General features: G+C 48.0%; 11 protein-coding genes and 6 tRNA genes. 2 read left to right on the top strand and 15 right to left on the bottom strand.

Annotated elements, in window-relative coordinates; translation table 11 throughout:
• Positions 1-6: 6 nt before the first annotated feature.
• On the bottom strand, positions 7-987 hold the full coding sequence (gene pheS, locus JYB87_RS08195; RefSeq protein WP_207356360.1) for a phenylalanine--tRNA ligase subunit alpha: 981 nt from the start codon (positions 985-987) through the stop codon (positions 7-9).
• 225 nt (positions 988-1,212) lie between these two features.
• Here pheS and JYB87_RS08190 point away from each other — a divergent pair, with 225 nt between their 5' ends.
• Both JYB87_RS08190 and JYB87_RS08185 read left to right on the top strand, forming a co-directional pair.
• Positions 1,213-2,967 (top strand): DEAD/DEAH box helicase family protein, encoded by a 1,755-nt coding sequence (locus JYB87_RS08190; protein WP_207356359.1) that lies wholly within the window; start codon positions 1,213-1,215, stop codon positions 2,965-2,967.
• Between the two features lie 78 nt (positions 2,968-3,045).
• On the top strand, positions 3,046-3,303 hold the full coding sequence (locus tag JYB87_RS08185) for a GrxA family glutaredoxin (RefSeq protein ID WP_207356358.1): 258 nt from the start codon (positions 3,046-3,048) through the stop codon (positions 3,301-3,303).
• A 127-nt stretch (positions 3,304-3,430) separates the two neighbouring features.
• On the opposite strand, the gene JYB87_RS08180 is transcribed toward JYB87_RS08185, so the two are convergent.
• The 14 genes from JYB87_RS08180 to JYB87_RS08115 form a co-directional block, all read right to left on the bottom strand.
• Positions 3,431-3,506, bottom strand: a tRNA-Lys gene (locus JYB87_RS08180).
• 21 nt (positions 3,507-3,527) lie between these two features.
• A tRNA-Lys gene (locus tag JYB87_RS08175) sits at positions 3,528-3,603 on the bottom strand.
• Between the two features lie 21 nt (positions 3,604-3,624).
• A tRNA-Lys gene (locus tag JYB87_RS08170) sits at positions 3,625-3,700 on the bottom strand.
• Between the two features lie 23 nt (positions 3,701-3,723).
• Positions 3,724-3,799 (bottom strand) — tRNA-Lys (locus JYB87_RS08165).
• A gap of 25 nt (positions 3,800-3,824) precedes the next feature.
• A tRNA-Lys gene (locus JYB87_RS08160) sits at positions 3,825-3,900 on the bottom strand.
• A gap of 16 nt (positions 3,901-3,916) precedes the next feature.
• Positions 3,917-3,992: transfer RNA gene (locus JYB87_RS08155), tRNA-Lys, on the bottom strand.
• A 165-nt stretch (positions 3,993-4,157) separates the two neighbouring features.
• Entirely contained in the window at positions 4,158-4,901 is a 744-nt protein-coding gene (ybgF, locus tag JYB87_RS08150; RefSeq protein ID WP_207356357.1) for a tol-pal system protein YbgF, read from the bottom strand.
• A 12-nt stretch (positions 4,902-4,913) separates the two neighbouring features.
• On the bottom strand, positions 4,914-5,459 hold the full coding sequence (pal, locus tag JYB87_RS08145) for a peptidoglycan-associated lipoprotein Pal (RefSeq protein WP_207356356.1): 546 nt from the start codon (positions 5,457-5,459) through the stop codon (positions 4,914-4,916).
• 29 nt (positions 5,460-5,488) lie between these two features.
• Complete coding sequence (gene tolB, locus JYB87_RS08140; protein ID WP_207356355.1) at positions 5,489-6,814, bottom strand: Tol-Pal system beta propeller repeat protein TolB; 1,326 nt, start codon at positions 6,812-6,814, stop codon at positions 5,489-5,491.
• Positions 6,815-6,823: 9 nt separating this feature from the next.
• Entirely contained in the window at positions 6,824-7,813 is a 990-nt protein-coding gene (gene tolA / locus JYB87_RS08135; RefSeq protein WP_207356354.1) for a cell envelope integrity protein TolA, read from the bottom strand.
• The gene (gene tolR, locus JYB87_RS08130) at positions 7,814-8,251 is read right to left on the bottom strand and encodes a protein TolR (protein ID WP_207356353.1); all 438 of its coding nucleotides are present in this window, start codon (positions 8,249-8,251) and stop codon (positions 7,814-7,816) included.
• A complete protein-coding gene (gene tolQ / locus JYB87_RS08125) occupies positions 8,248-8,937 on the bottom strand; it encodes a protein TolQ (protein ID WP_207356352.1) in 690 nt (229 codons plus the stop codon). The genes tolR and tolQ overlap by 4 nt, the downstream gene beginning before the upstream one ends.
• Complete coding sequence (gene ybgC / locus JYB87_RS08120) at positions 8,927-9,328, bottom strand: tol-pal system-associated acyl-CoA thioesterase (protein ID WP_207356351.1); 402 nt, start codon at positions 9,326-9,328, stop codon at positions 8,927-8,929. The genes tolQ and ybgC overlap by 11 nt, the downstream gene beginning before the upstream one ends.
• A gap of 128 nt (positions 9,329-9,456) precedes the next feature.
• Positions 9,457-11,568 (bottom strand): prolyl oligopeptidase family serine peptidase, encoded by a 2,112-nt coding sequence (locus JYB87_RS08115; protein ID WP_228730001.1) that lies wholly within the window; start codon positions 11,566-11,568, stop codon positions 9,457-9,459.
• Positions 11,569-11,799: the final 231 nt, after the last annotated feature.

Below are 11,799 nucleotides of genomic sequence, written 5' to 3'. Positions count from 1 at the left end.
GCTCCGTTATTTGAATTGCTTGAGGAAACGTAGGTCATTCTCAAAGAATGAACGCAAGTCAGTTACGCCGTAACGCAACATGGTCAAACGCTCTACGCCCATACCAAAGGCAAAGCCGGAGTATTTTTCAGGGTCGATACCGACGCCACGCAGCACATTGGGGTGCACCATGCCACAGCCCAGCACTTCCAACCAACCGTTCTTACCTTTCACATCCACTTCAGCTGATGGTTCGGTGAATGGGAAATAAGATGGGCGGAAGCGGATCTCTAAATCTTCTTCGAAGAAGTTGCGCAAGAAGTCATGCAAAATGCCTTTTAACTGCGCAAAGCTGACGTTTTCATCCACCAACAGCCCTTCCACTTGGTGGAACATTGGGGTGTGCGTCATGTCGTAGTCGTTACGATATACACGGCCTGGAGAGATGATACGTAATGGTGGTTTTTCAACTTCCATGGTGCGGATCTGCACGCCCGACGTTTGGGTACGTAATACAACTTCTGGATTGAAGTAAAAGGTATCGTGATCGGCACGTGCTGGGTGATGCGCAGGAATATTCAATGCATCAAAGTTGTGATATCCATCTTCCACTTCAGGGCCGTGTTTAACACTAAAACCGAGTTCACCGAAGAAGGATTCAATGCGTTCGATGGTACGAGTCACTGGATGCAAACCACCGTTTTCTAAGCGGCGGCCGGGAAGCGCCACATCAATCTGTTCAGCTTTCAGTTTGGCTTCTAATTCAGACGCCTTCAGCGCATCAATGCGCGCACTCAGAAAATCTTGAACTTGCTTTTTCGCTTCGTTGACTTTTTGGCCAAACGCTGGTTTTTCTTCAGCACTCAGCGTTGCCATCAATTTCATCAGATCGGTGATTTTGCCCTTTTTACCAAGGTAATCGACTCGAATCTCGTCTAATACTTTTAGATCTGCGGCACCTTCGATGGCGTTGAGGGCCTGCTGTACGATCTCTGTTAACTGCTGCATCTTCCCTTCCAGTGCATGCCAGCCCAGCGGGCTGAGTGTATCTGAATGATATTTAAAGGATGGAAATTTTACGCCAGTCCCCCCCATTTAGCCAGCCACAATCGAGATTAACAAATGAAAACATGGAGTTTTTTTAACCAAAGTCGTAGCTAATTTTGAATCGGGCGTCTCGTAAAACTTAGCTGTGGTATGCTGCGGCGAGATTTAAGCAAAAGCCACAGGTGTATGAGCAAGACGCCAGCAATCCAACTTCGCGATTATCAACAACAAGCCGTCGATTCGGTGTTGCGCCATTTTCGACACCACAGTTCGAGCGCAGTCATTGTGTTGCCGACTGGCGCTGGCAAAAGTATCGTTATTGCCGAGCTGGCCAGAGTCGCACGCGGCAAGGTGTTGGTACTGACCCACGTGAAGGAATTGGTTGAGCAAAACGCCGAAAAAGTGGCGTTGATGGATACCGAATTATCTATCTACTCCGCGGGGCTGAAGCAAAAGCACGTCGATGGAAAAACAGTGATTGCGTCCGTTCAATCTGCTGCGCGCAACCAAACGCAATTTAACGCCGGATTTTCGTTAGTGATCATCGATGAATGTCATCGCGTCAGTGATGATGATACCTCCCAATACCAACAGTTGCTGACCACGCTTAAACAGCATAACCCACAGCTGAAAGTGCTGGGTCTCACGGCAACGCCCTACCGTTTGGATAGCGGTTATATCTATAAACGTCATTACCACGGCAAGGTTGGCAGTGAAAGTGCGATATTTGATGACTGCATCTTTGAATTGCCGCTGCGTTATCTGGTCAAAAAGGGCTATTTAACCACACCAAAAACCTTCGATGGCTTGAGTGCACAGTATGATTTTGAGCAGTTATCTCCTGCTGAAAATGGCGACTATTCCCCAGGTGAAGTTGATGCGCTAATCGCCCATCAAGGGCGTGCCACCACCGCGATTATTCAGCAATTGATTCAACTCAGCGAGCATCGCCAAGGCGTTATTATTTTTGCTGCCACTGTGCGTCATGCAGCAGAGATCATGGCATTGCTCGTTGAACATAATGCTGCGTTAATTACCGCCGACACGCCTGCCACTGAGCGCGACCAAGCGATCAGCGATTTCCGTGCTAAACGGATTAAATTTATGGTCAATGTGGCGGTACTCACCACGGGATTTGATGCGCCGCACGTGGATTTAATCGCAATATTGCGCCCCACCGCATCTGCAGGGCTATACCAACAAATGGCCGGGCGAGGCCTGCGTTTAGCGCCGAATAAACCCGACTGCTTAATTATCGATTATGCCGCTAATGGTTTTGATCTGTTTGCGCCAGAGATCCCCCAAGCAAAGCCAGCCAGCAATGCAGTACCGGTCCAAGTGCCCTGCCCGGAATGCGGCTTTGCTAACAGTTTTTGGGGCAAGGTAGATGCCGATGGCGATATCATTGAACACTTTGGCAGACGCTGTCAGGGCTTAGTTGGCTCAGAGAGAAGCCAATGTACTTATCGCTTTCGTGGCAAAATCTGCCCCGATTGTGGTGCCGAAAATGATATTGCGGCGCGCAATTGCCACAGCTGTAATTCGATGATGGTCGATCCCGACAAACGTTTAAAAGAGGTGTTGACTAGCCGCCATCACCACCTGTTTAGGGTTGATAGCATGCAACTGCAAGACGTTGGCGGCGTGCTTCAGATTGATTACTTCGATATTGATGGCAATCAGTTTTCTGAAACGTTCAGACTGCAAACCGCAGCGCAACGACGCGCGTTATTTGCTGCTTTTTTAAAGCCACATGACCGTCGTGCTGGCCTACCTTTTCCGCAGTATTCCACTGCAGCTGCGGTTATCGACGATGCCAGGCGCTTTCGGCAACCTGACCTGCTGTTATTGCAAAAAAAACCGAAACGGGGCTGGCAGTTAGTCGATAAATTTTTTGACTATCAAGGTCGTTATCAAATTGGTGCAAATTTTTGCGACTAAGGCGAGTTTGATGAATCGGCACTGTACTCAATTCATCGGCTGTTGTACTGTGGAGCAAATTTTCACTCAGGAGTTACCATGCACGTTGTTATTTTTGGTCGTCCAGGCTGCCCATACTGTGTTCGCGCAAAACAGTTAGCGGAGCAATTGGCAGATAAGCACGAAGATTTTAAATTCCGTTACGTTGATATTCATGAAGAAGGGATCACCAAAGCGGATTTATCAAAAAGTGTAGGTAAGCCAGTTGAAACTGTGCCACAAATCTTTGTTGATAAAACCCCAATTGGCGGTTGCACTGACTTTGAAGCCTTTATTCGTGAGAAAGAAATGCTGTAATTTGAGCTGACAACAACCGTTAAAGGCGCCTGAGGGCGCTTTTTTATTGGGCGAAATAACTCAGACAGATGGTCTACTACTGGTTTTTGTTTAGATACGGAATTGTGAAACAGAGGAGAACACATCATGGTGGGTCGTGAAGGATTCGAACCTTCGACCAATTGGTTAAAAGCCAACTGCTCTACCGACTGAGCTAACGACCCATGATATAGGCATGAATTAGATGGTGGGTCGTGAAGGATTCGAACCTTCGACCAATTGGTTAAAAGCCAACTGCTCTACCGACTGAGCTAACGACCCGTCTAATTGGGCAACATGTAATGGTGGGTCGTGAAGGATTCGAACCTTCGACCAATTGGTTAAAAGCCAACTGCTCTACCGACTGAGCTAACGACCCATACATGTTGGGGTTTGATTTGATGGTGGGTCGTGAAGGATTCGAACCTTCGACCAATTGGTTAAAAGCCAACTGCTCTACCGACTGAGCTAACGACCCAAAGGGATAACCGACAAATCAAAAATGGTGGGTCGTGAAGGATTCGAACCTTCGACCAATTGGTTAAAAGCCAACTGCTCTACCGACTGAGCTAACGACCCAACATAGGGTTTGAAATGGTGGGTCGTGAAGGATTCGAACCTTCGACCAATTGGTTAAAAGCCAACTGCTCTACCGACTGAGCTAACGACCCATTTTCAAACTGTACAACGCGTTTTTCACTTCTATTTAAGCTGCCCCGCGTTGTGGGCGCCTATAATACCGTTTTCAGTTTCTCATGCAAGCGTAAAATCTGCTTTTTTTATTGTTTGCCTGAAAAACAGTCGAGGTGGAGTTTTTTTGGTTAATTGCTGTTAAATCATGGCTTAATTGCAGCCAGTTGTTGTTGCGCAATTCGCGCAGCAGCACTGTTGGCGTATTCTCTTAACACTTGGTTGTAGAGATTACGCGCGCCATTCTTGTCGTTTGATTTTTCAGCAATCATGGCCAACTTCACCAAAGAGTCAGGGCGCTTGCCCGATTCTTTGTAGTTGGTCACAACATTTTCAAACGCCAACTTCGCTTGAGCGGTATCACCTTGGTTGTACAGCAGTTGTCCCAACCAATAATTTGCGTTGTCGGCAAAATTTGAATTTGGATATTGGCTGATGAAACTCTTAAACGCTGGAATGGCTTCGTCATACTTGCGCTGTTTCAGCACCAGATCAACCGCTTGCTGATAAGAATCAGTCTCTGATAACGACGAAGTGGCAGTAGCTGCTGGCGCAGTAACACTTGGCTGAGCCACCGCAGCGCTTGGCGCGGGTTGTGAACTCGTCGCTTTAGTAATTTCATCGTATAACTGGCGCTGACGCTGCAACATCTGCTGGATTTGGTAGTTTTGCTGTTCAGTTAAACCACGTAAATCCAACACTTCCTGTTGCAGAGCATCCAAACGTTGCTGCATATCGACTTCAGATTGCTGACGCGCTTTGATAATCCGCTCTAATCTGGCGATACGGTCGGCGGCACTGCCGCCGCCCCCCACTTCTTCTACCGGTGCAGGTGCTGCTTGCGCAGCACCAGTCAGCAACAATGCAACGGCGATAAGTGATTTTTTCATTGACTCTTATCCTTAATAAACTAAAACGGCACGGCGGTTCTTCGCTTCACCATCGGCAGAATGTGTCATATCGGCAGGTTTTTCTTCACCATAGCTCACAATGCTCATCTGGCTTGGCAATACGCCTAATCCTTGCAGATATTTAGCCACCGCTTTGGCACGGCGCTCGCCCAAGGCAATGTTGTATTCTGGAGTACCGCGTTCATCGGTGTGACCTTCAATCAACACTCGTACACTTGGGTGGCTGCTGAGGTAATCAGCATGTGCTTCTAACAGACTGGCGTAATCGGCGCGGATCTCACTGCGGTCGAAGTCAAAATAGATAATGCTGTCTTGACGCAGTTCTTGAAACTTCTGGCGTTGTTGTTCTTCAGCAGACAACACTGGGTTTGCGCCACCCATTTCAATCCCACCATTGGCACCACTGCCGTATTGACCAGCACCACCTGTTGTTGCATCACCCGCTGCAGTATCGGTTTCTGAGGTTGAACTACAAGCGGCTAATGTCATCAGCGGCAGGGTAACAACCAGTGCTTTTACAATCTTATTGAATTCCATTATGTGTTCCTTGTTTAAATCGTTTGTTGTTATAAAAATGGTGACCAAGCGGGAGACTTAACATCGCCTTCGCCAGACGGTAAACGAGCTTTAAAGCGTCCATCGACTGAAACAGCGGCTAACACCTGTTTGCTGCCATAGGTAGTACCATAAATCACCATCGTACCGTTCGGAGCAACGCTTGGAGACTCATCCAGCTTGGTAGATGTCAACACCTGCATAAAGCGGGTTTGGAGATCCATGCGCGCAATATTAAATTTGCTTTGGGTGCGGTTAACGAAAATTAAGCTGCGACCGTCTGGTGTGACGGTGCCACCTAAGTTCCATTCACCATCAAAGGTCAAACGGGTAACGCGATTAGTCGCCAGTTCAACTTGATATATTTGTGGACGACCACCGCGTTCAGAGGTGAACAGCAATGACTTTCCATCAGGGAACCACGATGGCTCAGTATCAATCGCGTAATGATTGGTCACGCGTTTAAGTGCGCCGGTCGCGATGTCCACGACATAAATTTCAGGCTGACCATCTTTTGATAAGGTCACCGCCAACTTAGTGCCGTCGGGTGAAAAGCTCGGAGAACCGTTAATGCCCGGATAACTGGTCACTTTAATACGAGTGCGACTGTAGATATCCTGCACATAGATTTCAGCCGTTTTGTTTTCGAAGCTCACATACGCCAACTTACGACCGTCTGGTGACCATGATGGCGACATCAGCGGTTCCGGTGAGCGCAGCAACATCTGTTCGTTATAACCATCATAATCGGCGATCATCAGCTGATAGGCATTCGTCTGACGACGATCGACTACCACATAAGCGATACGTGTCAAAAATGCGCCCTTCACGCCGGTGAGTTTTTCGTAAACGATGTCGCTGATGCGGTGGCCATACTGACGAAACTGTTCGGCACTGATCACGGTTTGGCGGCTATCCAGCAAATACTCATTTTTTGACTGAGGTCCGGCACCTTGCATCTGCGCCTTAACCAGATCCACCAGGTCAAAGCTGACCAAATATTGGTTCGCACCATAAGGCTTAATGCTGCCCATCAACACCGCTTCAGCCGCAACGTTGCGCCACAATTCAGCATTAAATTCAGCCAATTGACCGATGGCACGCTGCCCTAGCCCAGTCTCGTCGAGCGGCTTAAAGGTACCACTTCGTGTTAAATCACTGGCAACCACTTCTGAGATCGACGTTGGCGCAACGCCATTGCCTTGCCAGACAAATGGCACCACGGCGATAGGACGCGCAGCATCAACACCTTCTGTAATCACAATATCCAATGCTGCGAATGAGGGCTTGACCATCAACACGCAGAGTAACATTAGACCTTTAACAAACGCTTTCATGTGACTCCTTTAATTAAACTCAGGTCTTACTTCCAGGTTAATTTCTTTCATCTGTTGATAAACATCTGGCTGTGGTGACACCGGTAGCCGTCCCGCTTTGTTAATTGCACTTTGCGCCGCACGACACACCTGAGCATCACCACTCAAAATACTCAAGTTGGTAACGAAGCCATCAGGCGCTAACCGCACCTGTACCTTACAGGTTTTGCCGCGCATTGAATCGTCCACCACCAAATTGCGTTGAATGGTCGAGGTGATCATCGCCTTATATTTATCAACTTCACTCATCACTTGCCGTGAGCGTGCGGCACTCAATTGTGCCTGCTCAGCAGCAAGTGCTTGCTGCATTTCTAACTCTTGCTGACGTTTTGCTTCTTCAGCTTTACGCTTGCGGTCAGCTTCTTCACGGGCTTTACGCTCAGCTTCTTCGCGCGCCTTACGCTCGGCTTCAGCCTTTTTAGCTGCAGCCTCTTCAGCCTTGCGTTTCGCTTCCGCTTTTTTGGCGGCGTCTTCCGCTGCTTGTTGTTCCTGCTCTTTTTGCTTACGCGCAGCTTCGGCTTTCGCAGCCTTTTCTTGCTCTTGCTGCTGTTTTAGCCGTGCGGCCTCTGCGGCGGCTGCGGCTTTTTGGGTTTCTAGCTCTTGCTGCTTGCGTTGTTCCGCAAGTTTCTGGATCCGTTGTTGTTCTTGCTCACGCGCCTTACGGGCGTCGTCTGCCTTACGGTCTAACTCAGCTTGGCGATCGCGCTCTTTACGGGCGGCGTCCGCACGGTCTTGCCGCACTTTCTTGATGTAATCATCCACTTTCTCTTGATCAACGGCGACCGCCTTTAACGCTTCTGGCTTTGGCTTAGCATCAGGCGTCGGTTCAAGAGTGGCATTCATCACCATCGACGGCGTGGGCTTAGAAAAATCGATATTCAACGCCAATGCGCCAATCACCCCTAAGTGCAACATGGCAGAAATAATCAACGGTGTTTTCATATTCTGATTACCGGACACTTAATTATCCTCCGGTGATTCAGTCATTAAGCCAACCGATGGTAAGCCTGCAGCTTTTAACGTGGCCATCAGTTGAATAACTTTTTCATACGCGATAGTGCGATCACCTTTAACGACGACTGGACGCTCAGGTTCATCAGTGAGAATCGCTAATACGTGTGCAGTGGCACTTTGAACACTGGCTTCGGCCTTAATAGGGCTGGCACCATCGGTAACAAAGTAGGCACCATCAGCATCAATCGACACAATGATCGGCGGCTTACTGTCCGCCGACAAGGGTTCAGCTGAGGCTTGCGGCAAATCCACTTTGACACCTTGCGACACAATCGGCGCAGTCACCATAAAGATGATCAACAGCACCAACATTACGTCGATGTACGGAACCACGTTGATTTCAGCGACCGGTCTGCGCCGCTTACGCTGGTATCCTTGGTTCATACTTCTGCCCTGTCGCTATACGCCTGACGATGCAGAATACTGGAGAACTCTTCCATAAAGTTGGCATAAGCTACTTCCAATTTTTCCACTTGGGTTGAAAAACGGTTGTAGGCAATAACGGCCGGAATTGCCGCGAACAAGCCCATTGCGGTAGCAATCAAAGCTTCAGCAATACCCGGTGCCACCATCGCCAATGTCGCGTTTTGCACAGCACCCAATGCAATAAAGGCATTCATGATCCCCCACACAGTGCCGAACAAGCCGATGTAGGGGCTGGTAGAACCAATGGTGGCCAGCAGCGGCAGATGGGTTTCCATCTTTTCAAGCTCTTTCGACAAGGCAATGCGCATTGCACGATAGCTGCCATCCATAATCGCTTCAGGTACACGATGACTGGTTTTGCTTAAACGGGCATATTCTTTAAAGCCGGAGACAAACATACTTTCCATGCCGACATTGCCATCTTGTCTGGCAGATAACTCTTGATAAAACTTATTCAGATCCACGCCCGACCAAAATTTTTCTTCAAATTTTGTTGCGTTACGGCGAGCATCACCTAATACGCGGCGACGTTGTAAGATCACCCCCCATGACACGATGGAAAGTGTTAACAAGGTCAACATCACAAACTTCACCAGTAAACTGGCTTGTAAGAACAGTCCGATAAACGAAATTTCAGCATTCACCTTGCGTAAACTCCTGCAAAATGTGGGGCGGAATAGCGATGGGTTTCATTCGCGACAGCGAAACAGAGACGACGGTAACCGTTGCAGCACAATAAACTTGGCCGTCAGCGTCTACCAATTGTTGATCAAATATCAGCGAGGCACGTTTGGTGGCAGCGATGGTAGTCACGACTTCAAATTGTTGTTCAAAGCGAGCCGCCTTACGAAAATCAATCTCCGCATGACGCACCACAAACGCAAGATCCTCAACTAATAATTGGGTTTGGCTAATGCCAAGTGCTCGAAGCCACTCGGTACGCGCACGTTCAAAAAAATTTAAATAATTTGAGTGATAAACTACGCCACCAGCGTCGGTATCCTCATAATAAACTGTAATCGGCCAGCGAAACATCTTTCTTGCTCGATCCCTACAATAAATGACGCCTACTATACCGATACGGCCGAGGATTGTGAATGGCCACAAGGCAAAGGAGGCACAAGGCCTCCAGTTTATTTTTGTGAAGCTTAACCTTGCCTTAATCAGTCGATTTGGCTAGGCAAAGTCAGCCCAAACGAATGCCACAAAAATCCGTAGATATCAGCCGCTTCATCGATCTTCATCGCAGTCGGTTTACCTGCGCCGTGACCGGCGTTACTTTCGATGCGCATAATGACCGGTTTGTCCCCTTGCTGCTTAGCTTGCATCATTGCCGCAAACTTAAAGCTGTGCGCTGGCACCACACGGTCATCGTGATCGGCTGTCATGATCATGGTTGCCGGATAGGCTTGAGCTTTGACGTTATGGTATGGCGAATAGGCCAACAATGCAGGGAACTGATCGGCGTTATCGGCACTGCCATACTCACTCGTCCATGCCCATCCAATAGTGAATTTTTGGAAGCGTAACATGTCGAGTACACCAACGGCGGGCAACACCGCGGCAAACAGTTCGGGACGTTGTGTCACGGTTGCGCCCATCAACAAACCGCCATTACTACGGCCATAAGCACCGATCTTTGTGCTATTGGTATAGCCCTTGGCAATCAAGTATTCAGCCGCGGCAAAATAGTCATCAAACACGTTTTGCTTTTTATCGAACATCCCGGCTTGGTGCCAACCTTCACCATATTCGGCACCGCCACGAATGTTAGGTACCGCATAAATCCCACCGAGATCCATCCACGCAATATTGGCAGCACTGAAACGTGGCGTCATAGAAATGGCAAAGCCACCATAAGCGTAAAGTAAGGTTGGATTATCGCCGTTCTTCTTCAGCCCTTTTTTATAGGAAATCATCATCGGCACTCGCGTACCATCTTTGCTGGTGTAAAACACCTGCTCTGATTGGTAGTCGTCAGGGTTAAAGGCAACCTGCGGTTGTTTATAAACGGTGGACGACGAGGTTTTGAAGTCAAACTTATAGATCGACTCAGGCTGAATGTAGCTGTTATAGCTGTAATAAAAGTAATCTTTCTTTGCACTGCCATAAGGGCCAATCACAGTGCCTTGTCCAGGCATCTCCACATCTTGCCGTTTAGCACCATTCATTGAATAAATCGCCATTTTGCCCAGCACATCATGCAGCGAACTTACCACCAAATGCTCATTAATCAGCGCAACCGATGCAATTGGGTCGGCAGATTCCGCAATAATGGTTTTCCATTGCGCTTTTTCTGGATGACGAATATCAATGGCAATCACTTTGCCATTAGGTGCTTGATAGTCAGTTTTAAAATAGAAACGGGTTTTATCATTGCCGATAAAACTAAACTCCGCTTCCAGCTCAGGGATCAATGCAATCACAGGACCATTGTCAGCCAATGATTTATAAAAGAAGCGGTTGCGACTATCCGTACCTTGCGACACCGGAAGCAACAGGTAGTTACCATCGTCACTGACGCTGATACCAAAGCCCCAATCTGGATTATCTGGACGTTCAAATACGAGCGTATCTTCAGCTTGGGCAGTGCCCATTTTATGGAAATACACTTTCTGGCCGTAGTTGACGTCGGCCATCACATCACCGCCCTTCGGTGCATCATAACGCGCGTAGTAGACGCCTGTGTTTTGCATGTTCCAAGTAGCGGAGGAAAACTTAATCCATTGCAGTTCATCTTCCAGCTTTTTGCCGCTGGCCACATCAATAAAGTGCCAAGATTGCCAATCAGAACCCGATGCCGACACACCATACGCCAAGGTGTTGCCGTCTTCGCTGACATCCACGCCGCTTAACGCGACTGTGCCATCGGTTGATAACTGATTAGGGTCCAGTAATACTCGCTCGCTGCCATCCGCCTCTTTCACATACAGCACCGATTGTGCCTGCAGCCCATCATTACGGTAATAAAAACTGCGCTTGCCCTTTTCAAATGGCGCAGAAAACTTTTCGTAATTCCAAAGGTGGGTAATACGATCCACTAACGCTTGCTTGTTAGGAATGGCGGTTAAATATTGTTTGCCAAACTGCTGCTGTGCTTTGACCCACGCGTCCGTCTCTGCATTATTTTCTTCCAAGTAGCGATAAGGATCAGCAACTGTTGTTCCGTGTAACACCTCACTGAAGTCAGTTTTACGTGTTATCGGATAGTTCAATTTATTCACTAGTTTTGCATCGACTTGCTTATCGGTTGCGGTCGAGTTACAGCCGGTCATTACCGCCGAACTGACCAGTGTGAGTGCTAAACATACGATTTTGTGCTTATTAAGCATGGACTCCGCCTATATTTCGTCATTAGTCAAATTGATGGCGCCAAACTGCAGCGCAGGCTAGTAAATATAATGCGATTATTTGAGATGAAAAGTGCGCAATTGAAAAGGGTTGTGTCTAAGGCGTAACATTTGTAAAAAAAGCGTGATTACGGATAAAAAAAACAAATTGATTAT

This window comes from Shewanella avicenniae (genome assembly GCF_017354945.1).
GTDB lineage: Bacteria > Pseudomonadota > Gammaproteobacteria > Enterobacterales > Shewanellaceae > Shewanella > Shewanella avicenniae.
Note: the sequence above shows the minus strand (reverse complement) of the source record. Positions and strands in the feature narration are given on the sequence as shown.